The organism is Pseudoflavonifractor sp. MSJ-30 (assembly GCF_018918045.1).
Taxonomy (GTDB): Bacteria; Bacillota; Clostridia; order Oscillospirales; family Oscillospiraceae; genus Faecousia.
Genome location: NZ_JAHLPU010000022.1, coordinates 61860 through 83619, shown reverse-complemented (window position 1 = coordinate 83619; position 21760 = coordinate 61860). Strand labels below are relative to the sequence as shown.

Genomic DNA, 21760 nt, shown 5'->3' with positions numbered 1-21760 from the left:
CATGGGATACAGTGCGGAAGTGGTGCGCCGGGCAAGAGACCGCCTGGCTCAGGCCCGGGAAGACCGGGCATCGGAGGATCGGCAGCACCTGGCGGAGGCCTACGAGCGGGTACCCAGGATTCGGGAAATCGACCGGGAGCTGCGTATGACCATGGCCCAGGCTGCCATGGCGGCATTCCAGGCGGGAACGGACGGAAAGAAAGAGCTGGAGGCGGTGCGGGACAGAAATCTCGCCCTGCAGCGGGAGCGGGCACGGCTGGTGGAGGAGAACTTTGAGGTGGGCTTCCTTGACGAGACACCCATCTGCGAAAAGTGCGGCGGCACCGGCTATGTGGGCGCGAATATGTGCGAATGTTTGCGGGAGCTGTGCCGTCAGGAGCAGAAGAAGGAAGTCTCCATCCTCTCCGGCAGCCGGGAGAGCTTCAGCCATTTCCGGTTGGATGTGTATTCCGACCGGGTGGACCCCAACTACGGTGTCAGCCCCCGGACGGTCATGGAAAAGAATCTGCGGGAGTGCAAGAATTACGCTGTTTTTTTCTCGGATAAATCGGAAAACCTGCTGCTTTCCGGAAATCCCGGGTTAGGAAAGACCTTTCTTTCCGCCTGCATTGCGCGGACTGTGGCGGACCGGGGCTACAGTGTGGCCTATGAGACCGCGGGCCATCTGTTTACGAAAATGGAGCGGGCGAAATTCGGAAATGACGAGCAGGCCCGTCTGGAGACAGAGAGCTATACTCAGTGCGATTTGCTGATTCTGGACGATCTGGGCACTGAAATGCCCGGCCAGTTCACCAATGTGGCCCTTTACGGCATTGTCAACGACCGGCTGCTGCTGAGCAAGCCCACCATTATTTCCACCAACCTGACCACGGAGGATATCGCCAAGCGCTACACCCCCCAGATTGCGTCCCGGCTCCGGGGCAGCTTCAAGCGGGTGCCTTTTATCGGTGACGACATCCGCCTTTTGAAAAACGGAGGCATGTTATGAGCATCGGCTTCCTTTTTGACCTGGATGGAACGCTGCTGAATACGCTGGAGGATCTGGCGGACGGGACCAATCATGCGCTGGCTTCCTTCGGCTATCCCCGGAGAACACTGGAAGAGGTCCGGCGCTTCGTGGGCAACGGAGCGGCAAATCTCATTGCCCAGGCGGTTCCCGCGGGCCGGGATCCGGCACCGGTGCTGAAAGCCTTTCAGGCCTATTATCCGGCCCACTGCCGGATCAAAACGGCGCCCTATCCGGGCGTTCTGGAAGCGCTGGCAGAGCTAAGGAAGAAATACCCCATTGCCATTGTGTCCAATAAGCCGGATGCGGCGGTAAAGCCCCTGTGTGCCCACTATTTCCCGGGCATTTTCGCACTGGGCGAGACGGCGGGCTGCCCCAGAAAGCCGGACCCTGCCATGGTGCGCAAGGCCATGGAGGCCATCGGCGTGACGGACTGCGTCTATGTGGGGGACAGCGAGGTGGACGTGCTGACGGCAAAAAATGCCGGGGTTCCCTGCCTCAGCGTTCTCTGGGGATTCCGGGACCGGGAGCAGATCGGCGGGAGCCGGTACTGCGAGACGGTGGATCGGCTGGTCCCCATGCTGGAGGAGATGGCCTGTGGCAAATGAATTTTATGCCCTTCTCGGCAGAATGCGCTATATTACCCGCTGGGGCCTCATGCGCAACAGCTTTTCGGAGAATATCCAGGAACACAGCCATCAGGTGGCGGTTTTGGCCCACGCTCTGGCCCTGATCCGCCGGGATATCCTGCATCTGCCCGGCCCGGATCCGGACAGATGCGCCGTGGCGGCGCTGTATCACGATGCCTCTGAGATTCTGACCGGGGATATGCCAACGCCCATCAAATACTACAATCCGGAGATCCGGAATGCCTATAAGGTCGTTGAGCATGTAGCGGGGGAGCGGCTGCTGGATATGCTGCCCCAGGAGCTGCGGGGGAGCTATGAAAGCTACGTTCTGGAAAACGACCAGGACTTGAATCCAATCGTTAAGGCGGCGGACAAGCTTTCCGCCCATATCAAATGTCTGGAGGAGCTGAAGGCCGGAAATCAGGAATTTGCCACAGCCTCCGCTCAGACCCTGGCGGCTCTGGAAGATACAGGCAGGGAAGAGGTCCGCTGGTTTCTGGAAAACTGTCTGGAACCGTTCACAAGGAACCTGGACCAGTTGTAAAATCCTTGACGGCGGGGGGATTCTGTGCTATGATAACAGCCACAGACAGGCCGCCATGGTGGAACTGGTAGACACAAGGGACTTAAAATCCCTCGGCCTCAAAACCGTACGGGTTCGATTCCCGTTGGCGGCACCAAAAATTGCGCACCCCTTGCGGGTGCGCAATTTTTGGTATCACCGACGGGAATCGAAAGGGCGGCGCTGGCAAAGCCAGCGTAAAAACAGTCCGGTGGACTGTTTTAAGATAAGTGGGTAGATTCCCGCTGATATTCGGACGCACCCCCTTGTGGGGTGTGGACGAATTTCAGAAGTGATTCGCACGAGCGAGCGCACCCCTTGCGGGTGCGCAATTTTTGGTATCACCGACATAGAATCGTTAAATCTTACTTGATTGAGTATCGCCAAAGTGATACAATGAAAGAAAATCCATCAGGGGGGAAAACAGACAGTGGAACATTTTGTAACCTTGTATCATGGCTCGGAACAGATCATAGAAGAACCGACTTTTGGGAAAGGAAAAGCGAACAACGATTTTGGTCTAGGCTTTTACTGCACGGAAAATGAAGAACTGGCAAAGGAGTGGGCTGTATCCTCTCTGCGAAGCGGCTTTGCCAATCGCTATACACTGGACACGGAATACATGAATATTCTGAATCTCAACAGTCCCGACTATACAATCCTGAACTGGATTGCAGTTCTGGTGGAACACCGCCTGTTCGCCATCAAAACGCCGGTGGCCAGACGGGCGAAGCGATATCTCATCGATCATTTCAGCGTAAATGTGAATGCCTTCGACCTCATCACCGGCTACCGGGCAGATGACTCCTACTTTGACTATGCCGAATCTTTCCTGAACAATGGAATTACGGTGCAGCAATTGGCCCAGGCCATGCGTCTGGGAAAGCTGGGAGAGCAGATTGCAGTCAAGTCCAAGTTCGCGTTTTCCCAGCTCCACTATGCGGGGTTTGATATTGCGCAAAAGGAGAAATACTTTTCCATACGGAAGGCACGGGATGATGACGCAAACAGGATGTACCTGAAAATGTTGGAACAAGAGGACGATGGGCTGTACATCCAGGATATTATGAGAGGAGGCATTCAAAACGATGACCCACGCATACCAAGAAATCTATCTGAGTAATGCCCAGGCAGCCCTTGGGGAGGCCTTCGACTATGCCATCCATGATTGCAGGATTCCCGGCGAGCAATTCGTGAAGCTGTTTGCGGCAAGTACCATCAGTCGGCGGATGGAGAACGGGGAACCGGACTGCCTGGCCGGGAAAAGCGGCATTGAGCTTGCTGTGGATGTTTTGTCAGAAACCACCGGGAAAGCCCCAAAGGCAGCGTCCTCCGAGCATTTTGGCAGGTCGAGAGAATACTGGATCGGTTGGGCAACCGCCTATTATCAATGGTGGTCTGACAGAAAATACAGCGAAATTTTCAAAGCAGTTTCCTTTGAAGAGCTTCAGGAACTGTATACGACACTCCATGAGGCAGACATCAGCAAGTTCGTGGACATTATGGATGCCAGATTGAGGGAAGTCTTTTCAGATACCAATTTGAAGCGAATTCGATTAAACTACGGCTGTACCCAAGCGGAGCTTGCAAAGCGCTCCGGTGTGAGTCTTCGCTCCATTCAGATGTACGAACAGCGAAATAAGGACATCAACAAAGCCAGCGCAGAAACCCTGCTGTCTTTGTCGAAGGTGTTGGGATGCACTATGGAAGATTTGATTGAGAAATAGGTATAAGCAGTAAAATCATCACGAAATCGATGGGCAGGTATAGCTAGAATAGAACCGGAACTGCATATTTCTTACCTCGCAAAGCGTTATGTTGAAACAAATAGATGAAAACAAACTCGAATTCTCTTATTGACAAAAGCAGGGGGATTACCTATGGGGCCGGAATTGTATATTGCAACATATTCATGGAAAACAAAATATGCCGAGGCAGCTTTGATAGATAACGTAGAGTACGATGATAGCAAAGCAGACGTATGCCCTTTGTGCGGAAAGAGGGTTTCAGGCAGCCTTTGGATGCGGCCCCGTGAGGTGGTGCTTACCAACCGCAGAGTCCCAGACTTCTTGTATTCTTTCAGCAGTAAGGCAGACTTCCTGATTTCAGAACGGGCTTTGGCAGTAATTCGGCAGGAAGGACTTACCGGCATCAAAGATGTGCAGGAAATCGAGCATGTCCGCTTCCAGCGAAAGGGGAAGAAGGAAGTCCCTATTCCTAAGTATTACTACATTGATTTGGAACGAAGCAAAATGACAATCGATCATGCGAAATCGTCGATTGCCTATGGGAATTGTCGGGAAGGAGACCCCTATTCTAAGGTTTGTCCGCTGTGCCGTCCGGTGCCGGGCACCTATGATTTTCTTCGGCATCTGGAATTTCATACGGAGAAATATGAAGGCTATGATATTTTCTTTACTTATGAATTGGGTACGACAACCTTCCTTTCTAAGCGCTTTGTGGATGTCTGCCGGGAAAATGGGTTGACGAATTTGCATTTCCGGCCCGCGGCAAAGTACGGAACAAAGGAAGCGAAATACTTTCTGGATGGAATTGAGGACGACAATGATGAGGATGATATGGTGAGTAACTGAGTGCCGGCGTGGAATACGGCAAAAGATAAAAAACATACCCAATTGAGATCCCTCGCCCCACATTTTGAGGTGGGGGATTTTTGCTGCCTACGGGGCTCAAAATGCCGGTGCGGCAAAACAATTCAGGGCCGGTTTCACAGCCTGGAGGGGCAGCCTGCTTTGGCAAAGAACACAGAAAACAGCTGCGGATTTGTTTATTTATTGCGTCCCTTGCAATTTTTCCATCAGACGTGTACAATAAATCCAAATACATGGGTGGAAAGGGATCGCTATGAAGAAGAGAAAAAACGCGAATCTGATCATGGTCCTTATCATCGTGGCCATCGTCATTGCAGGGGTGAGCGCGACACTGATGACAAGGACTTCCATGGGGGAGCGTCTGGGCATCCTGTATGTGATCCGGCAGAAGCAATACAGATTGATTTTGCCGCCTGCGTGTGATAAAATGGGAAAAAAGCGAAAGCGGGTTGAAGAAAATGCTGTCAGAACAAATGCGGGAAACGCTGAAAAACTCCTCGGCCATCCGGAAAATGTTTATTGAGGGGCAGAAGTTGGCAGAGAAGGTCGGGGCGGAGAATGTCTTTGATTTTTCTCTGGGCAATCCGGTTGCCCCTGTGCCCCAGGCCTTTACGGATGCCCTGATGGATGTTATCCGCAGTGAGGATTCTCTGGCGCTGCACGGATATATGAACAACGCCGGTTACCCGGAGGTCCGCAAGGCGGTAGCGGACAGCCTGAACCGCCGGTTTGATCTGGGGCTTACGGGTGAGAACATTGTTATGACTGTGGGCGCCGCCGGCGCTATCAATATCGTCCTCCGGGCAATTCTGGATATCGGGGATCAGGTAGTCGCCTTCCGGCCCTATTTTGGAGAATACCGCAACTATGTGGCCAACTGGCGCGGGGAGATCGTGGAGGTTGCTCCCCGGCTGCCCAGCTTCCAGCCGGATCTGGAGGACTTTGGGCGCAAGGTGGGGCCGAGGACCAAGGCGGTCATCATCAACAACCCTGTAAACCCCTCCGGCGTAGCCTACAGCGCGGAGACTCTGACGAGCATCGCCGGGATCCTGAAGGAGAAGCAGAAGGAGTACGGCCATGAGATCTATCTGATCTCCGACGAACCCTACCGGGAGCTGGCCTATGACGGCGTAGATATCCCCTATGTGACGAAGTTCTATGCCAACACCTTTGTGGCCTATTCCTTCTCCAAGACCCTGTCCATCCCCGGCGAACGGATCGGCTATCTGGTCATCTCTCCGGAAATGGAGCAGTGGCAGGAGATGGCGAATGCGATTTCGGTTTCCAACCGGATCTGCGGCTATGTCAATGCCCCCAGTCTTTTGCAGAAGGCCGTCGCCCGGTGCCTGGACGAAAAATGTGATGTGGCCTTCTATGACAACAACCGGAAGCTGCTCTGGGGCGGCCTGACGGAACTGGGGTTTGAATGCGTCAAGCCGGAGGGGACGTTCTATCTGTTCGTAAAATCCCCTGAACCTGACGAGCAGGCGTTTGTGGCACGGGCCAAGGCCCACAACCTGATCCTTGTGGCAGGATCCACCTTCGCCATGCCGGGCTATGTCCGCATTGCCTACTGCGTCTCCCCGGACACCATCCGCCGCAGCCTGCCCCGCTTCCGGGAGCTTGCTGCGGAGTACGGACTGAACGGGTAAAACTATGGAAAAATCCGGTGTGCCGCGAATTGCGGTACACCGGTCCTTTTTCGTATTTATAGCCCCGCCGCCAGATTATACAGCTCCTGCCGCAGGAAGAAGCAGAGGAGGACCAGAATCAGACTCAGGACGAGATAGCCGTTTTTGCCGGTTTTCGTGTGCTTCCAGAACCGGCCCAAGATCAGCTTGCCGAGGAAGAAGCCTGCTGCTGTGCCCAGCGTGTTGAGAATGAGATCGTCAATGTCCGTAGCCCGGAAGCAGAACATCTGGGAAAGCTCAATGGCGAGGGAGGTCAGAAATCCCGCCGCCAGAGTCCGGGGAAACCGCTGATATTGCTGCCAGCAAAGGGGCAGCAGCACGCCCAGAGGTACGGTCATGAGGATGTTCAGCGAGGAAAGCATAAAAAATCTTTTTTCTCCAAAATCGGAGAAGGGGATCAGATTGATCTGCGGGTAGAAGACGCAGTAGTGGATACTGGGGATTCCGGTAACGGCATACATAAGGCACAGGTAAACCGCCAGCAGGCATGGAACCGCCCAATTGCCTGTATACAGCTTACGCCAGACGCCTGCGCACAGACGGAACAGCAGCAGCCCCAGCCCGGCAATCGGAATATTCACAAGCGCTTCCTGAAGCATAAAACCAAGCATTATTACAGCCTCCTTCTGGACTGAGTTTACCACATTTTTCCAGGAAATGGAACACACTTTCAAAAATCTTAAAGGAATCTTCAGGAAAAAGCAATGGTGCTGACGAAAAGGTAAGCTTTGCTTGCTTTTATGGGGAATCATTGCTATAATGGGCCGTGGATTGAAATGATGCAATGAGGTGGGAATTATGAAATACAACAGCCAACAAAAGCGTCAGGCTATGCTTTTCCTCTTTGGCCTGGTGCTGCTGGCAGTGAATACGCTGCTGTTTGGCGTTTTGTGGTACCGGTATTACCGGAACCAGATGTATATCTATACCTTTTTTGCCAAAGGTGATATCGGCGTGATAGGCCTGTTCGGGCTGCTTTATTTTATTTTTGCCCGACTTTACGGCGGCTTTGATGTGATGTTCCATTCTGTGGAGGAGCTGTCCTATTCCCATCTGGTGGCACTGGTGCTCAGCTGCGGCATGATGTACTTCGTGACAGCACTGCTGATCCGGGCCATGCCCAATGTTGTCCCAATGCTGCTGATGATGCTCTGCGCGGCTGTTGCCGCCTTTCTGTGGGCCCTGTGCGCCAAGAAGCTGACGCTGAAACTGCTGCGGCCCCGGCCTACGGTGCTGATCTACGACAACCGGGACGCCCGGGAGGATGGCGAAGCCATTCTGAAAAGTCTGCCCAGCAGTTTTATGCTGTTGGATTCGATTTCTGCTGAATCCGGGAAGCATGTTATCCGGGCCAGGCTGCGGGAGACGAAGGCCAGAGCAATCATGCTCTGCGGCGTGCCCTCCAGTATCCGTAACGATCTGGTGAAGTACTGCATCGACAACGGTATCGAGGCCTATGTCCGGCCCAATATCGGCGACTTCCTCATCAAGGGCGCCAAACAGCTGCAGCTGGATAATCTGCCCGTGCTGCTGTGCCAGCGTTCCAGCCCGGCCATCTGGTATCTGGCTGTGAAACGGATTATGGATATTGTTCTGAGCCTGCTGGCTCTGGTGGTGTTCAGTCCGTTCATGCTGGTGACGGCTGTTGCCATCAAGCTCTACGATGGTGGCCCCATCCTCTATAAGCAGGTACGGCTGACCAAGGATCGGAAAGAATTCAACCTCTATAAATTCCGCAGCATGCGGGTGGACGCGGAGAAGGATGGCGTGGCCCGGCTTGCCAGGGAAAACGATGACCGGATAACCCCTGTGGGGAAAATCATCCGCATGGTACGCATTGACGAGATTCCGCAGCTGTTCTGCATCCTGTCCGGAGCCATGAGCATCGTCGGCCCCCGACCGGAGCGACCGGAGATTGCTGCCCAGTACGAAAGGGAAATGCCGGAATTTGCGCTGCGGCTTCAGGCAAAGGCAGGCCTGACGGGCATGGCCCAGGTCTATGGCAAGTACAATACAACGCCCTACAATAAGCTGCAGATGGACCTGCAGTATATCGGCTCCATGGGCATCGTAACGGATCTGAAGATTATTTTTGCCACGGTGAAGATCCTGTTCCAGCCGGAAAGCACCGAGGGCGTAGCCCAGTCCCAGACGACTGCGTCCAGAAACGAAGAAAAGTAAACGAACAGCCGCCGGTGCTTGCTGCCAAACTTTATTGACATCTGTTACTGTCTTCTATTTTCATCATACCACAACTTTATAATCACGGGGAAAAACGCCAAATATGACGTTCAAAGAAAAATATCCACCATAACATCCATTTATCTTGGGCGTTATGGTGGATATTTGATTTACAGCGTGACCTTCTTTTTTGATTTTGGGAATAAAACAGACCGTCAGCTTCTCGCTCATTGCGGCAAGTCAACGGTCTGGTTTTCAGTATTCAAGTTTTGTATTCAGATTGACAAACTGGAAGTTTTGCATACGTTATTCTTCTAATATTTTTGTAGGGTTCGCATCCGTTACAAATATCATACTATCATAAAGCTCCGCAGGAGGTTGAAACATTCGATAACTTGGAGGAAGAAGCCGCATAATGATTGAGTAGCTTTCTCCAAGTGTTCCCATATAGGTGTATTCAGAAGCCTGCCTACCCAGTTCAGAATTTTCGGGGACTTTAGTAAAATCCAACCAACAAATATCAAATCCCGCCAGTTTTGCTGCCTTTGCTAAAGGGTCATGGGAATAAAACACCTGAATTGTACGCTTTTCAGGCGAACAGGTCGGCATATTGCAATGGGTTTTATAAAAATCGGTACCAATGACATAGTAACCGTTTGCTGCGTCCTTGGAAAGAAGTTTACCCATCGAGTCAAAACTGCCCCATTTTGCGACATGGCTGTTGTGACCTGTCACAAAGATTTTTTCATGCCCATTTCGCTGCTCCTGCTGTAAAATCCACTGTACATTTTCTGCCATAAATTGATCTCTTAATGTAGCACCATCATCATTTGTCAGAGTTTGAAGCTCGGAATGCTGCATTAAAATATCTACAAAGTGAATTGCATTTTCCGAACCGTTCTTGCTTTCCAATTCTTTCTTCACTTGTGTAAGGGTTTCAATTCGAGTAGATAAATCGCATTCACTGCTCCAGTTTTCGCCTTCCACAAGTTTCTGCAAGTTTGTTGTGTCCACTTCCAGTTCTTTGCAGGTTTCTTTCAAAAACCTCATGCTGTAAGAAATCCTCTGCATATCAAAACCGTAAAAGCGAAGGTCTTCGCCTTCCAATGCACTTTCATTGTACTGGCGCATATAGGAGATAAGTTCTGTTATCTCTTCCGTTCTATAAATGGAAAATCCAATCGCTGCGGCTGCTTCCTGTGCTGTCCCCTCACCGCCGTGTATATATCGGTTTACCTGCTCGCAACCGCCGTAGTCACCTTCAAGGGCAAACGCCCTAACACCATTATTTTTTACCATCTGCTTGAACACTTCCAGCTTCAACTGCTGAAATTCTGCATTTCCGTGAGTAGCTTCTCCCAATGCAATTATTTTTGCACTTTCAGGCACGGTTATATTTTCCACGGGTTCAGCATAAGCTAAAAAATCTTCCGGATTCACATTTTCTCCTGTGCCAAAACCTCCAAAACGCATAAATACAAGTGCCGCTAAAGCCATAATACCTAATAATCCAAAAACGATATATCTTATCTTAAATCTTCTTGTCTTTTTATTCTTCATATCTGATAGCCTTTTCCTTTATAATGAATCAGTTGTCTTACATCCGTTTTCCACGCTTATTGTACTTCACGTAATAGTTCTTCTGCCGTAGTGTTGAACAATTTTGCAAGTGTAAGCAGATTGGAAGTGCTTGGGTCAGATGCGCCAGTCTCCCATTTAGAGACAGCCTGCCTGCTTACGCCGATAGATTCTGCAACAAACTCCTGCGTCATCTTGCACTCTTCACGATGCTGTTTCAAAACCTCACCGAGAGATTTCTTGATGCTGGACTTTTCTCTTCTGACATTGCCTGATTTGATATATCTACTCAATGCTCTTATGAGGAAAATTCCCACAGTGATAAATGCCGCTATCACCGCCACCCCGATTAGCAGTACAATACCAAAAACAACAACTCCTAAAAAATCGTATTTCACTTATAATCACCTCTTTTCGTGACTTCATGATAGCGAAATTTCATGGTTGCTACCACCAACTATCACGATATTTCTTTGGTTGCGAACGGTTGCGGAACTAAAATAACACTTTTTTATGTAAAAGGCATATATGTAAATTAACAAACCTTGATTTATTTGATTCATTTAGAAGTTATCAGTCCAAAATCAGGACACCCGCGCAATCGGACATTTGCGTAAAGGAAAGGCCCGGAAAGTCTTTCCTCAGTTCCTCCACGACAAAGTAGATTTCATCCTCATCCCATGTGTCTCCTGTCTTCCGTTTACACTGTTCTAAATCCTTTCGTGTTTCAAAGGCCACATCGCCGATTATAATTTTACCGTTTTCCTTTAAGCAGTTACGCAAGTCTGACAGGAAGCCGCTCTTTTGCGCATCCGTCAAATGATGCAGCGAGTACGTCGCAACAATATAATCATAACGAACGCTGCGCAGGGGGTTAACAAGCCCTTTTGTAAAGTCTCCCTGATATAAATGCGCATCTGGCATTTTCTCAGATGCCAACGCAATCATTCTTGATGAAAAATCCTGCCCATAAACGGTGCAGCCTCGCTCGTATGGTTTTGTCGTTAATGTGCCTGTTCCGAATCCAATATCCAGCACAACGGCATTGGGGGCTTCCATGATGATCTGAAAAATGAACCCAAGCACCTTTTTATAACCAGCAAAAGGGTATGTGTTTTCCTCATCAGAAATGCCGACAGTCTTGTCATAACCATCCGCCCAAAGGTCGAACTCTTTGTTGTTGAGCATCCTTGCTTCCTCCTCAAGTCCCGAATTGCTTCTCAATCTTCGCCAAATTATACCATCTCAAAATGAGAAAATCCGAAACGCCCTGCCAGTTTCAAAAGTTCATCTTCTTGCATTGGTGGGCCCGCCTGTTTTGATGACAGACCATCTCCGGCAGATGTCAAGATTTCCATTCTATCCAAGGCTCTGGCGTATCATCCGCATAGGGTATTCCGTTGCCCGAAATCGGACGTCGACGGCAAGGCGCGGTGCGTATTTCTGCATGCTGAATGCAGCTGCCCATTTATTTCCATGCACCTCTCTATACCACCGTCTTGCGTTCTAAAAAACAGCCCTCATCGTGAGAATAGATCACGCCGACTGCCTGCAAATATGCGTAGATCACCGTCGTCCCAACAAATTTCATGCCCCGTTTCTTCAGGTCCTTTGAAATCCGGTCTGAAAGCTCCGAATGTGTCAGCCCACTTTCGCAGACCACTTTTCCGGCAGTCCAGTGCCAGAGATACCCGGCAAAGCTGCCATATTCCCCCCGTATTTCACGAAACGCCCGGGCATTGGTAACAGCCGCCTGTATTTTCAGTCGGTTCCGGATGATTCCGGGGTCATGAATCAGGGCTTCCACCTTGTCCTCCCCGTATGCGCAGACCGCCTCCAAATCAAACCCATCGAAGGCTGCCCGAAACGCCTCCCGCTTGTTCAGAACACACTCCCAGGACAGCCCGGCCTGAAAGCATTCCAGCACCAGCATTTCAAACAGCTTCCCATCATCGTAAACAGGAACGCCCCATTCTTCATCATGGTAACGGATGTACCGTTCATTTTTGGGGTTTGCCCAACAGCAGCGTTTCTTTCCGTCTGACCATTCCATCTGCATCTCAGCTCCTTTATCCTATAAACCAAGTTTTCATATCTTTAGCTTAGCACCATTATATCAGGCAAGCAATCATAATCATAGAGTCCGGATCGTATTCGTTGTTTTGGCCTATTTGAGGCTGCTGTTTCTGTACAATATACCAGTGGCCACTGTAAGATTATGGAGCAGGAATAGCCCAGGTTATCAGCCTGTCACAAGATTCTTGCAGAAAATAGCAAAATAGGCATTGATATTTACTCATAATCTTGCTATACTAAAAACGCAAAGGAGTGATGACAATGCCAAGTATCCGCCCCATTTCTGATTTGAGAAACAGTGCCAATGATATTTCGGATTTCTGCCGCCAAAGCAGGGAGCCTGTTTATATCACACGAAACGGCACTGGTGATATGGTTGTTATGAACATCGAAGAATATGAACATCAAATGGCACTGATCGACTTGTATGGCAAGTTAGCAGTTGCGGAAGCAGAGATTTCCTACGGTGCAGTCGGGGAGGATTTTATGACGGTTGCCAAGCAGATGCGGGAGCGTATCCATGGAACGGTATGATGTTCGCATTTTCCCAACTGCGCAGCAGGACCTTATTGATGTGATCGACTATCTCAATACCCTTTCCAAAGAAGCGGCCCTGAACTTTTATGATAGACTTGTCAGTGAAATTGCCAGCCTGTCCACTATGCCGGAACGCTGCCCCCGCCCCAGAGACCTGGCGTTGGCCGCCAAGGGCTACCGCTACCTCATAGTAGGAAATTACCTGGTTTTTTATGTGATCGTCGGTCCCGTTGTTCAGATTCGGAGAATTCTGTACGCCAAAAGAGACTATAAACAGCTGCTATGATTTCGGAGTGGGCGAAAATGCCCACTCCGTTTTTATATGATAAGGAATGTCTCATTTCAGATATTTCTCAAAAAACACTTTCAGCTTTTCAAACGGAATGACGTCCATCTGATCGTAGAGGTCGGTGTGGTTTGCACCGGGGATAATGAGCAATTCCTTGTTGTCCCCGGTCAGCTTGCTGTAAGCTGTCTCACTGAAATAGCGGGAGTGCGCTTTCTCTCCGTGTACCAGTAGTACGGCGGAGCGGATTTCGCAGCTGTATTGCAAAATTGGCATATTCAGGAACGACAGCGAGGATGTCACATTCCAACCGCCGTTGGAGTTCAGGCTGCGGGGATGGTAGCCACGTGGCGTTTTGTAGTAGGCGTAATAGTCCTTCACAAACTGAGGCGCATCCTCCGGCAGCGGATCGACCACACCGCCTGCCAATGCATAAGTACCACTCCTGTAATCTTCCGTACGCTGTGCATTCAACGCCTTTCTCTTTTCAAAACGTGCCTGCTCAGAATCCTCAGCATCAAAATATCCGTTGGCAGTTACACGGGTCATATCGTACATGGTCATAGCAGCGGTCGCTTTTCGGGAACACCTTGTCTCATTCCTATGTCATATTCAGTTTTTTCATATTCAGACCTCCTTGCCTGTTGCCTTAAAATATGTTGTGTTGTCCACGGCTTCCAACCATTCATTGGAGGTTTCGTCCCCCGGAACCTCTACTGCCAGATGAGAGAACCAGCTATCCGGCGCTGCGCCGTGCCAGTGCTTTACGCCCACAGGAATATTTACCACATCGCCGGGGCGAAGCTCCTGTGCCGGTTTGCCCCATTCCTGATAGTAACCTCGTCCGGCTACGCAGACGAGAATCTGTCCGCCGCCGTTTTTCGCATGATGAATGTGCCAGTTGTTGCGGCAGCCAGGTTCAAAGGTCACATTGTAAATGCCAACCTGCTGCGTAGAAAGAGGCGCGAGATAGCTTTGCCCGATAAAATATTTCGCAAAAGCGTTATTGGGTGCGCCGATGGGAAAGACCATTTCATTCTGATGCTTGGCCTTTGCGTCGGCGGTATCGTTCTCTGCCCATACCTCCTTTGCCATACGGAAGGCCGTCCATGCCTTGGGCCAGCCCGCATAAAATGCCGCGTGGGTCAGGATCTCCGCAATTTCCATTTTGGTCACGCCGTTGTTCTTTGCAGTGGTTAGATGGTACTGAAAGGACGAATCCGTCAGTCCCTGCGCCATCAGCGCTACCACTGTTACAATGCTGCGGTCCCGCAGGGAAAGATTGTCTTCCCGGCTCCACACCTGCCCAAACAGCACATCATCATTCAATTCCGCAAATTTGGGAGCGAATTCCCCCAGAGCCTCTCTGCCTGCCGTTTGTTTAACTGCCATGGCTCACACCTCCTTGCCCATCTGATAGGCCTGCTCCAGCGCAATATGCCCTGCGATCTCTCCCACGCCGTTTACGCCGCCTGCAAACACTGTGCCAGCCAGTGCACAGCGAGGGAAGCAGTCTACCCAGCCCTGCACGGCCTTCTCTGTGCCCGCAAAGGTTTCCGGTGCGTCCTCTGCCGCTGTTGCCAGCAAGTAGGCTTTCGTAAAGGCGTAGTCCGTATCGAACAATGGGTTGGCACGATCCAGCATAGTCTTGAGCTGACCGCTGACGCAGTAATAGTAGACGGGTGTTGCGAACACCAGCACATTGGCATCATGCATTTTGGCGGCAATTTCTACGGCATCGTCTTGGATGACGCAGTGCCCCAACTTCAGGCAGGCAAGACAGCCTTTGCAGAAGCCAACCTGCTTTTCTCGCAGATACACAGTTTCTACCTGATGGCCCGCCTCCCGTGTGCCCTTGGCAAACGCTGCCGCCAGTGTTTCGGAGTTGCCGCCCTTACGGGGACTTGAGGAAATGATTAGTACTTTTCTATTCATCGTAGAACACTCCTTGCATTTTTATATTCTTTGTGTTATTCTCATAGTAGCACCTAAACCTGACTTTAGGTCAAGATAATTTTTGAAAATTTTCGGAGGAATTTTTATGTATTCGATCGGACAAGTGGCGGAGATGTTCGGAATGCCCATCTCCACGCTGCGCTATTATGACAAGCAGGGGCTTTTTCCGAACATGGAACGCTCATCTGGTATTCGCAGATTCAGTGAGCAGGAGATCGAGGCGCTCCGAGTGATTGAGTGTTTGAAAAAGGCTGGTATGGAGATCAAGGACATCCGGCAGTTCATGGATTGGTGCGCTGAAGGCCCATCCACTTATCCCCAACGCAGGGCCATGTTTGAGGAGCGGAAAGCCCACATGGAAGCGGAGATCGCGCACATGAATCGGGCGCTGGATATGCTGAAATTCAAATGTTGGTATTATGAGCAGGCAATCAAGGACGGCAGTGAAGACAGACTAAAGGAACTGATTCCCGACCACCTGCCGAAGGAAATCCAAAGAGCGTATGAAAACGCGCATGGCTAAGCCGGGCTGTGCCTATGTTCAGTGAGCACCGCATTCTAAGTGCATTTGAATCCAGCACAGTGGGATGGTCATCAAGCCTTCTTCCGCGGCTCCTGATATATTATATTTTTTCAGACACAGAGCTGCTGACGGTCAACTCAAAATGATTTCTATTGGTTTTTAAAAGCCCTTCTTTTTGCAGCTTGGAAATCTCCGTAGACATTGCCGCTCGGTCAATGCAAAGGTAGTCTGCCAACTGCTGCCGGTCAAAGGGAATATCGAAGGAGAGTGACGAATGTCTGGTGGACTCTGCCGACAGATACGACAGCAGTTTATCCCTGGTGGTTCGCTTGCCAACATGGGTGATTTTATCGTTAAAAATCAGGATTTTATTGGCAAGCACGCTGACCAGGTTGCGAATCAGCTTCTGGTGGTGTTCGCAGGCCGTCTGGCAGGAGATCAGTAGTCTCTGGACGTTTAAGAAGATGATCTCACAATCCTCGTCCGCTACCACGCTGATATTCAGAATGGCTCCGGGGCTGGCCGCATAGGGTTCCCCGAAGAAGTCACCTGCGTAGCACTTGGACAGAATATTCCGATGCCCCCAAAGGTCTTCCTGAATAATGAGAACACCGCCTGACACCACCAGCCCCATGACCTCGGTGGCGTCTCCCGCTCTGAAAATATAAGAATCCCGTTCTTTGAATACAGTTGCTGCGTTTACACAGTGCAGGATGGACAGGATTTCTTGGTCCGTAAGGCCTTTGAAAAACGGACTGTTTCTGAGAATGGGCAAATATTTTTTCAAAATCATCCCTCCATGTTGGAAATCAAACATACAAGTTGTATTTATAATACTATAATTCTAACAGAAAAACAAGAAATGCTACTGACGGAGGTCAAAAAATGATAAGAAAAATTATTCGGATCGACCGGGAACGCTGCAACGGGTGCGGTGCCTGTGCCCAGGCCTGCCACGAAGGGGCCATTGAGATCAGAAACGGAAAAGCGGAATTGGTGAGAGAACACTTCTGCGACGGGCTGGGCGACTGTCTCCCGGAATGCCCAACAGGTGCCATTTCCTTTGAAGAACGGGAAGCGCCCGCATACGATGAAAAAGCCGTGAAAGAAGCCCAGAAAAACCAGACAGCATCCAAACACACGGGCTGTCCCGGCGCGAAAAGTATGCAGATCCGGCGTCCGGCAGCACCCGAAACCGGCACCCCCGCTCCCAACCCAGGGCAGATGTCCGCACTCCGGAACTGGCCGGTACAAATCAAACTGGCACCGGTCAGCGCACCCTATTTTAACGGCGCAAAGCTTTTGATTGCCGCCGATTGCACCGCTTATGCTTACGCAAGCTTTCACCAGGATTTTATCCGGAACAAGCTGACCCTCATCGGCTGCCCCAAATTGGACCAGGTGGATTACAGCGAAAAGCTGACCGCAATCATTCAAGGTAACGACATTCAAAGCGTAACCATTGTAAGAATGGAAGTTCCCTGCTGCGGCGGTCTGGAGATGGCGGCCAAGAAAGCACTTCAAAACAGCGGGAAATTCATCCCCTGGCAGGTTGTCACCATCAGTATTGACGGTAAAATGATAGAGTAAAAGGAGCATACAACTATGGAGCAGAAGATGTTTTGTTTTCAGTGTGAGCAGACACTTGGATGTACGGGATGCACAGGAAGTGCCGGTGTCTGTGGGAAAAAGGCAGACACCGCTGCATTGCAGGATGAACTGACAGGTGCGTTGATTGGTCTGGCAAGAGCAGTCGATGGTGCGGAAACCGTTTCCAAAAGGACCGGGCAGGTCATCATTGAAGGGCTGTTTACGACAGTTACAAACGTAAGCTTTGACAATGCGGCCATCGAAAAGATGATACAAAAAGTCAGAGCCGAGAAAGAACGGCTGGTTCCCGATTGCAGCAGCTGTCAATCCCCCTGCGGTAAGACAGACGAATACGATATGCGGCAGCTATGGAATGCCGATGAAGATATCCGTTCCTTAAAATCGCTTATTCTGTTCGGAATTCGCGGAATGGCAGCCTATGCTTATCATGCAAGTGTTCTGAATTATGAAGATGCCGATGTGGATCAGTTTTTCTGCGAAGCTCTATTTAAAATCGGTTATGAAGAAAGTGTCGAAGGGCTGCTTCCTACCGTGCTGAAAGTCGGGGAAATCAATTTGAAGTGCATGGCACTTCTGGACAAGGCCAATACACAGACCTATGGGACACCGGAACCGACCGCTGTGACCCTTGCCGTAGAAAAAGGGCCGTTTATTGTTGTGACCGGTCATGATCTGAAGGACCTTCAGCTTTTGCTGGAACAAACCCAGGGAAAAGGGGTCAACGTCTACACCCACGGTGAAATGCTCCCGGCCCATGCCTACCCCTTCTTAAAAAAGTTCTCTCACCTGAAAGGACATTTCGGAACCGCATGGCAAAATCAGCAAAAGGAATTTGATTATCTTCCCGCCCCGATTCTCTACACCACAAACTGCCTGATGCCGCCCAAGAACAGCTATGCAGACAGAGTATTTACAACAGAAGTAGTTGCTTTCCCGGGTGCTGTTCATATTGACGAACAGAAGGATTTTGCGCCGGTTATCAAAAAAGCGCTGGAACTGGGCGGTTACAAAGAAGACCGGCAATTCTCCGGTATCAATGGCGGCACGAAGGTGACAACCGGTTTTGGTCATGCAGCCATCCTATCCCATGCGGGTACAGTCGTAGAAGCCGTAAAATCCGGTGCCATCCGCCATTTCTTCCTGGTTGCCGGTTGTGACGGTGCGAAACCGGGCCGAAACTATTACACAGAATTCGTGAAACAAGCCCCTTCTGACAGCATCATCCTCACCCTCGCCTGTGGAAAATTCCGTTTCAACGATCTTGATCTGGGAGAAGTCAGCGGTCTGCCCCGGCTGATGGATATGGGCCAGTGTAATGATGCCTACGGCGCAATTCAGGTTGCCGTGGCACTTGCGGAGGCTTTTGGATGTTCTGTAAATGAACTTCCCCTCTCCTTCGTTCTGTCCTGGTATGAGCAGAAAGCGGTCTGTATCCTGCTGACTCTTCTGCATCTCGGTATTAAAAACATCCGCCTTGGTCCCTCTCTCCCGGCGTTTTTGTCCCCCAATATTCTGAACTTCCTGGTGGAAAACTATGGCATCGCGCCTATTACTACACCGGAAGAAGACATGAACGCCCTCCTGAACCAGAAATAAAGCGAGGATTCCGCCACTCAAAGCACTTCCCCACGCATCAATACCTTTCAATTCCACTTTCTCTCCCTGTCCCCTATACAAAGACACAGCCCGGCAAGTATTGAAACCTTGCCGGGCTTGCCTTTTGCTCGTTAAGCATCGTATTCCAGTATTTTTTCGCGATCCGATTGCCGCAAATGGACACCGTGCTTCCTGCTGTCCGCCAGAGAAAATCTTTCCTTGCATTTTGAAACATTTGAGCCGGAAGGATTTCAGCACACAAAGAATCTGCAGTATTCCTCAGAATTCATGCGTGCCGCAGTCCGAGACTACCTCAACGAATCAGGCAGCCAAGGGACCGAGGAAGTGACAGCAATATTATGTGTTGGTCACATATGCTGCTATTCCGAAACAGACCGATAAATCTCTTCCATCCGCTTTTCGACGGTGTCCAAGCTGAAGGCCTGGACTTTTTCTCTGGCGGCGGCACCCAATTGGGCGCGGAGAGACGGATTTGATCTCAGGGCAGTAATGGCACCGGCCACGGACTGGGGATCCAGCCGGGCATAGATGCCCTCCTTTCCGTCAGAAATCAGGTCCACGTTCCCACGGATGGGGCTGACGATGCTGGGCAGGCCACTGGACATGGCTTCCATCAGAGACAGGCTCAGGCCCTCCCGGAAGGAGATAAAGAGAAAGGCATCCGCCGCGGCGTACAGCATGGGAACATCGGACCGGTAGCCCAGAAAGTGCACCCGGTCTTCAAGACCCAGTTCCTGACAGAGGGCCTTGTTGTTTTCCAGCTCCTGTCCCCGTCCGGCGCAGAGCAGATGCACCTTTTGGTCCGGGATCCGGGCAAGGGCCTCCAGCATCATGCGGTGATTCTTGTTTTTTGTCATTTCCGCAACGGACAGCAGGACAAAGTCATCCTCCTGAAGCCCCAAGGAGGTACGCACGGCGTCCCGTTCTCCGGAATGGTTCTGGAAGCGCTCCAGCCGGACGCCAACGCCCCGGACATATTCCAGGCGCCTGGCGTGAAAGTACTTCTTGGAGAATTCGTAGTCTTCCCGGTTGATGGTGATGAGCACATCCGTGAAGAAGGAGGCGAACCACTCCGCCGGGAAGAACAGCAGCCAGTTCAGAAGGGGCGCACCCTTGTAGAAGTGGTAGCCGTGGGCGGTGTAGAGCACTTTGCAGCCCTTTTTCCGGGCGCCCCGGGCGGCAAGACGGGTGAGAAAAGCGGCGACTGGGGTATGGCAGTGGATCATGTCAAAGTCCCCGGTATTGATAATGCGCTTCAACTCCCGATAGGCCCGGAGGTTGTCCCGGGTGAAGGGAGAGCGGCCGAAGGAGACGGGGAAATAGTGGTCGCAATAGGGGATAACGCAGTCCTTGGGATCATCGTAGTCGTTTTTGGCGGCGACGGCAGTCTCCCAGCCGGCATCGTGCAGCATTTTGAGATAGGGAATATGAAATTGTACAATGTGGGTCTTGACCACCGTGGCAACAAAAAGCACTTTTTTTCCGGTCAAAAGAATTCCTCCCTATATCAAAGCCTTGCGCTTGCGGATGCGCAGCAGCTCCCAGATGCCGATGACCGCACCCAGCCCCCAGCGGATCAGCCAGGCGTTGGGCAGCAGGTACACGAGCAGAAGCACCGCCCCAAAGCACAGGGCGTACTTCCCGCATAATGTGATGCCGAAGGGGTAGTCCCCTTTCCCCAGGAAGAATCGGGTGGCGATGTAGTGGGCGGCGAATTGCAGTCCGTGGGACAGAACCGTCGCCAGAGCCGCGCCCAGCATTCCCAAGGGCGGGATCAGCAGGTAATTCAGCAGAATATTGATGGAAGAGGAGACGATGGTGGCCGCGGCTACCATTTTCACCTGCTTATGGTATTGCTCATAGGTAATGGGAAAGGTGCACAGAAAATTCAGATAGTGGCTCAGAGCGAACAAAGGGACCAAATTGGTGGAGCCCCAGAAACTCCGGTCGGCGAAGAGATGGTAGACCTCTGTGCCCAGCAGGATGAATCCGGCGGAGAGGACGGTGAACAGTTCCAGATAATTTTTGGCGCTGCTCCGGACGGCATCTCCGTTTCCCTGTTTGGTGTCCTCATAGAAGAAGGGTACCCATGTGTTATTCAGAGCGGTGAAAATGGTGTAGAGCACAGTCCCCAGCTGGAAAGCCATGGAATAGATGCCGCTGACACTGTCTCCAATCATCTGCCGGAGCATGATCACATCGCAGTGGCCCAGCAGCAGATCCGCAAGGTTATAGAACACATAGGGAATGGCCAGAGGAATGCAGAAGCGCCAGAATTCCCGGTTGTAAAAGGTTCTGCCCTTGGCCCAGATGAAGACGCACAGCCCCAGGCCAAGAAGCCCATAGACCGCCGCGATGGCCACAATCCGCCCGTAATACCGCAGTTCCTGGGGAAGCATCAGTACAAACAGCAGGGAAAGCCCCAGGGTCGCCAGGGTTGTGCCTAGGGACAGCAGCATATTCCGGCCGGCCTTCATCTCGTAGGTAAGCTTCCGGTTCATGAAGTTCACGCCGTAGGTTCCGATGGACTGGAAAAGCACCAGAAGAATAAAGAATTTGGAAAGATTCAGGGCGTGGCTGATAGGATTCAGAAACAGCAGAATCAGAGCGGAGACAATGGCAAAGGCCAGAAAGGACAGGCTCAGCACGCTGGATTGGTATTTGTCCTGCAGGCTTTCCGGGTACTCTACCATGGCGTTTGCCAATGTGGCCTGGGTCTGCAGAGTGGCAGCGATGGAGAGAATGCTGACCCAGACATTGTAATTGGACACGTTTCCGTAGCCGCCTGTGCCCAAAAGCCGGGAGAACAGAGGGGCTGTGATGATCGAAATGCCGTAGAGCAGGCAGGTGCTCAAAATATTCAAAAAGCCGACACGGGTTCGTTTTTTCATGAAA

General features: G+C 51.1%; 24 protein-coding genes, 1 tRNA gene and 1 pseudogene. 15 read left to right on the top strand and 11 right to left on the bottom strand.

Annotated features, from left to right (window positions below):
• Position 1 precedes the first annotated feature (1 nt).
• The 9 genes from KQI10_RS03495 to KQI10_RS03455 all read left to right on the top strand — a co-directional run bounded on the left by KQI10_RS03495 (position 2) and on the right by KQI10_RS03455 (position 6461).
• A complete protein-coding gene (locus KQI10_RS03495) occupies positions 2 to 988 on the top strand; it encodes an ATP-binding protein (protein WP_216566017.1) in 987 nt (328 codons plus the stop codon).
• Positions 985 to 1614: an HAD family hydrolase gene (locus KQI10_RS03490; protein WP_216566016.1), complete on the top strand. Its 630-nt coding sequence runs from the start codon at positions 985 to 987 to the stop codon at positions 1612 to 1614. Before KQI10_RS03495 ends, KQI10_RS03490 begins: the two co-directional genes overlap by 4 nt.
• On the top strand, positions 1604 to 2179 hold the full coding sequence (gene yfbR / locus KQI10_RS03485) for a 5'-deoxynucleotidase (RefSeq protein WP_216566015.1): 576 nt from the start codon (positions 1604 to 1606) through the stop codon (positions 2177 to 2179). Before KQI10_RS03490 ends, yfbR begins: the two co-directional genes overlap by 11 nt.
• Positions 2180 to 2228: 49 nt before the next feature.
• Positions 2229 to 2315, top strand: a tRNA-Leu gene (locus KQI10_RS03480).
• A 312-nt stretch (positions 2316 to 2627) separates the two neighbouring features.
• Positions 2628 to 3320, top strand: a complete 693-nt coding sequence (locus KQI10_RS03475) for a DUF3990 domain-containing protein (RefSeq protein WP_216566014.1) — start codon at positions 2628 to 2630, stop codon at positions 3318 to 3320.
• The gene (locus KQI10_RS03470; RefSeq protein ID WP_216566013.1) at positions 3286 to 3924 is read left to right on the top strand and encodes a helix-turn-helix transcriptional regulator; all 639 of its coding nucleotides are present in this window, start codon (positions 3286 to 3288) and stop codon (positions 3922 to 3924) included. The genes KQI10_RS03475 and KQI10_RS03470 overlap by 35 nt, the downstream gene beginning before the upstream one ends.
• 153 nt (positions 3925 to 4077) lie before the next feature.
• Positions 4078 to 4791, top strand: a complete 714-nt coding sequence (locus KQI10_RS03465) for an imm11 family protein (protein ID WP_216566012.1) — start codon at positions 4078 to 4080, stop codon at positions 4789 to 4791.
• Positions 4792 to 5062: 271 nt separating this feature from the next.
• Positions 5063 to 5332 (top strand): hypothetical protein, encoded by a 270-nt coding sequence (locus KQI10_RS03460; RefSeq protein ID WP_216566011.1) that lies wholly within the window; start codon positions 5063 to 5065, stop codon positions 5330 to 5332.
• A complete protein-coding gene (locus KQI10_RS03455) occupies positions 5268 to 6461 on the top strand; it encodes a pyridoxal phosphate-dependent aminotransferase (protein ID WP_216566010.1) in 1194 nt (397 codons plus the stop codon). Before KQI10_RS03460 ends, KQI10_RS03455 begins: the two co-directional genes overlap by 65 nt.
• A gap of 56 nt (positions 6462 to 6517) precedes the next feature.
• Here KQI10_RS03455 and KQI10_RS03450 read toward each other — a convergent pair whose 3' ends face one another.
• On the bottom strand, positions 6518 to 7111 hold the full coding sequence (locus KQI10_RS03450; RefSeq protein WP_216566009.1) for a VanZ family protein: 594 nt from the start codon (positions 7109 to 7111) through the stop codon (positions 6518 to 6520).
• Between the two features lie 187 nt (positions 7112 to 7298).
• Here KQI10_RS03450 and KQI10_RS03445 point away from each other — a divergent pair, with 187 nt between their 5' ends.
• Positions 7299 to 8681: an exopolysaccharide biosynthesis polyprenyl glycosylphosphotransferase gene (locus tag KQI10_RS03445; RefSeq protein ID WP_253285103.1), complete on the top strand. Its 1383-nt coding sequence runs from the start codon at positions 7299 to 7301 to the stop codon at positions 8679 to 8681.
• Between the two features lie 306 nt (positions 8682 to 8987).
• Here the strand turns inward: KQI10_RS03445 and KQI10_RS03440 are convergent, their stop codons facing one another.
• The 4 genes from KQI10_RS03440 to KQI10_RS03425 all read right to left on the bottom strand — a co-directional run bounded on the left by KQI10_RS03440 (position 8988) and on the right by KQI10_RS03425 (position 12318).
• The gene (locus tag KQI10_RS03440; protein ID WP_216566008.1) at positions 8988 to 10241 is read right to left on the bottom strand and encodes an erythromycin esterase family protein; all 1254 of its coding nucleotides are present in this window, start codon (positions 10239 to 10241) and stop codon (positions 8988 to 8990) included.
• Positions 10242 to 10297: 56 nt separating this feature from the next.
• Positions 10298 to 10621, bottom strand: coding sequence for a helix-turn-helix transcriptional regulator (locus tag KQI10_RS03435; protein ID WP_371818348.1), 324 nt, complete (start codon positions 10619 to 10621; stop codon positions 10298 to 10300).
• 211 nt (positions 10622 to 10832) lie between these two features.
• Positions 10833 to 11447 carry a class I SAM-dependent methyltransferase gene (locus KQI10_RS03430; protein WP_216566006.1) on the bottom strand — a complete coding sequence of 205 codons (615 nt, stop codon included), beginning with the start codon at positions 11445 to 11447 and terminating at the stop codon, positions 10833 to 10835.
• A gap of 298 nt (positions 11448 to 11745) precedes the next feature.
• The gene (locus KQI10_RS03425) at positions 11746 to 12318 is read right to left on the bottom strand and encodes a DNA-3-methyladenine glycosylase I (RefSeq protein ID WP_371818347.1); all 573 of its coding nucleotides are present in this window, start codon (positions 12316 to 12318) and stop codon (positions 11746 to 11748) included.
• Between the two features lie 278 nt (positions 12319 to 12596).
• On the opposite strand from KQI10_RS03425, the gene KQI10_RS03420 reads away from it, so the two are divergent.
• Complete coding sequence (locus KQI10_RS03420; protein ID WP_216566005.1) at positions 12597 to 12869, top strand: type II toxin-antitoxin system Phd/YefM family antitoxin; 273 nt, start codon at positions 12597 to 12599, stop codon at positions 12867 to 12869.
• On the top strand, positions 12856 to 13158 hold the full coding sequence (locus KQI10_RS03415; protein WP_216566004.1) for a type II toxin-antitoxin system RelE/ParE family toxin: 303 nt from the start codon (positions 12856 to 12858) through the stop codon (positions 13156 to 13158). The genes KQI10_RS03420 and KQI10_RS03415 overlap by 14 nt, the downstream gene beginning before the upstream one ends.
• 51 nt (positions 13159 to 13209) lie before the next feature.
• Here KQI10_RS03415 and KQI10_RS03410 read toward each other — a convergent pair.
• The 3 genes and pseudogenes from KQI10_RS03410 to KQI10_RS03400 form a co-directional block, all read right to left on the bottom strand.
• A pseudogene (locus KQI10_RS03410) lies at positions 13210 to 13737 on the bottom strand (alpha/beta hydrolase); the annotation flags it as partial.
• Positions 13738 to 13785: 48 nt separating this feature from the next.
• Complete coding sequence (locus KQI10_RS03405; protein WP_216566003.1) at positions 13786 to 14550, bottom strand: carboxymuconolactone decarboxylase family protein; 765 nt, start codon at positions 14548 to 14550, stop codon at positions 13786 to 13788.
• Between the two features lie 3 nt (positions 14551 to 14553).
• The gene (locus KQI10_RS03400) at positions 14554 to 15093 is read right to left on the bottom strand and encodes a flavodoxin family protein (RefSeq protein ID WP_216566002.1); all 540 of its coding nucleotides are present in this window, start codon (positions 15091 to 15093) and stop codon (positions 14554 to 14556) included.
• Between the two features lie 106 nt (positions 15094 to 15199).
• Between KQI10_RS03400 and KQI10_RS03395 the strand changes: the two genes are divergently transcribed.
• Positions 15200 to 15637, top strand: coding sequence for a MerR family transcriptional regulator (locus tag KQI10_RS03395; protein WP_216566001.1), 438 nt, complete (start codon positions 15200 to 15202; stop codon positions 15635 to 15637).
• Between the two features lie 100 nt (positions 15638 to 15737).
• Here KQI10_RS03395 and KQI10_RS03390 read toward each other — a convergent pair whose 3' ends face one another.
• Complete coding sequence (locus tag KQI10_RS03390; protein ID WP_371818346.1) at positions 15738 to 16430, bottom strand: Crp/Fnr family transcriptional regulator; 693 nt, start codon at positions 16428 to 16430, stop codon at positions 15738 to 15740.
• A 92-nt stretch (positions 16431 to 16522) separates the two neighbouring features.
• On the opposite strand from KQI10_RS03390, the gene KQI10_RS03385 reads away from it, so the two are divergent.
• Positions 16523 to 17227, top strand: a complete 705-nt coding sequence (locus KQI10_RS03385) for an ATP-binding protein (RefSeq protein ID WP_216565999.1) — start codon at positions 16523 to 16525, stop codon at positions 17225 to 17227.
• A gap of 15 nt (positions 17228 to 17242) precedes the next feature.
• A complete protein-coding gene (hcp, locus tag KQI10_RS03380) occupies positions 17243 to 18844 on the top strand; it encodes a hydroxylamine reductase (protein ID WP_216565998.1) in 1602 nt (533 codons plus the stop codon).
• Positions 18845 to 19224: 380 nt separating this feature from the next.
• Here hcp and KQI10_RS03375 read toward each other — a convergent pair whose 3' ends face one another.
• Positions 19225 to 20355, bottom strand: coding sequence for a glycosyltransferase family 4 protein (locus KQI10_RS03375; RefSeq protein ID WP_216565997.1), 1131 nt, complete (start codon positions 20353 to 20355; stop codon positions 19225 to 19227).
• Positions 20356 to 20367: 12 nt separating this feature from the next.
• Positions 20368 to 21756, bottom strand: a complete 1389-nt coding sequence (locus KQI10_RS03370; RefSeq protein ID WP_216565996.1) for a lipopolysaccharide biosynthesis protein — start codon at positions 21754 to 21756, stop codon at positions 20368 to 20370.
• Positions 21757 to 21760 lie beyond the last annotated feature (4 nt).

What these genes read in the sequence shown, in the direction of transcription:
- KQI10_RS03490 (WP_216566016.1), top strand. Translation starts at nt 985, where the DNA reads ATGAGCATCGGCTTCCTTTTTGACCTGGATGGAACGCTGCTGAATACG.
- KQI10_RS03425 (WP_371818347.1), bottom strand. Translation starts at nt 12,318, where the DNA reads ATGCAGATGGAATGGTCAGACGGAAAGAAACGCTGCTGTTGGGCAAAC.
- KQI10_RS03430 (WP_216566006.1), bottom strand. Translation starts at nt 11,447, where the DNA reads ATGCTCAACAACAAAGAGTTCGACCTTTGGGCGGATGGTTATGACAAG.
- KQI10_RS03450 (WP_216566009.1), bottom strand. Translation starts at nt 7,111, where the DNA reads ATGCTTGGTTTTATGCTTCAGGAAGCGCTTGTGAATATTCCGATTGCC.
- KQI10_RS03420 (WP_216566005.1), top strand. Translation starts at nt 12,597, where the DNA reads ATGCCAAGTATCCGCCCCATTTCTGATTTGAGAAACAGTGCCAATGAT.
- KQI10_RS03385 (WP_216565999.1), top strand. Translation starts at nt 16,523, where the DNA reads ATGATAAGAAAAATTATTCGGATCGACCGGGAACGCTGCAACGGGTGC.
- KQI10_RS03465 (WP_216566012.1), top strand. Translation starts at nt 4,078, where the DNA reads ATGGGGCCGGAATTGTATATTGCAACATATTCATGGAAAACAAAATAT.
- KQI10_RS03460 (WP_216566011.1), top strand. Translation starts at nt 5,063, where the DNA reads ATGAAGAAGAGAAAAAACGCGAATCTGATCATGGTCCTTATCATCGTG.
- KQI10_RS03455 (WP_216566010.1), top strand. Translation starts at nt 5,268, where the DNA reads ATGCTGTCAGAACAAATGCGGGAAACGCTGAAAAACTCCTCGGCCATC.
- KQI10_RS03440 (WP_216566008.1), bottom strand. Translation starts at nt 10,241, where the DNA reads ATGAAGAATAAAAAGACAAGAAGATTTAAGATAAGATATATCGTTTTT.
- KQI10_RS03445 (WP_253285103.1), top strand. Translation starts at nt 7,299, where the DNA reads ATGAAATACAACAGCCAACAAAAGCGTCAGGCTATGCTTTTCCTCTTT.
- KQI10_RS03495 (WP_216566017.1), top strand. Translation starts at nt 2, where the DNA reads ATGGGATACAGTGCGGAAGTGGTGCGCCGGGCAAGAGACCGCCTGGCT.
- hcp (WP_216565998.1), top strand. Translation starts at nt 17,243, where the DNA reads ATGGAGCAGAAGATGTTTTGTTTTCAGTGTGAGCAGACACTTGGATGT.
- KQI10_RS03390 (WP_371818346.1), bottom strand. Translation starts at nt 16,430, where the DNA reads ATGATTTTGAAAAAATATTTGCCCATTCTCAGAAACAGTCCGTTTTTC.
- KQI10_RS03470 (WP_216566013.1), top strand. Translation starts at nt 3,286, where the DNA reads ATGACCCACGCATACCAAGAAATCTATCTGAGTAATGCCCAGGCAGCC.
- KQI10_RS03370 (WP_216565996.1), bottom strand. Translation starts at nt 21,756, where the DNA reads ATGAAAAAACGAACCCGTGTCGGCTTTTTGAATATTTTGAGCACCTGC.
- KQI10_RS03405 (WP_216566003.1), bottom strand. Translation starts at nt 14,550, where the DNA reads ATGGCAGTTAAACAAACGGCAGGCAGAGAGGCTCTGGGGGAATTCGCT.
- KQI10_RS03415 (WP_216566004.1), top strand. Translation starts at nt 12,856, where the DNA reads ATGGAACGGTATGATGTTCGCATTTTCCCAACTGCGCAGCAGGACCTT.
- KQI10_RS03395 (WP_216566001.1), top strand. Translation starts at nt 15,200, where the DNA reads ATGTATTCGATCGGACAAGTGGCGGAGATGTTCGGAATGCCCATCTCC.
- KQI10_RS03400 (WP_216566002.1), bottom strand. Translation starts at nt 15,093, where the DNA reads ATGAATAGAAAAGTACTAATCATTTCCTCAAGTCCCCGTAAGGGCGGC.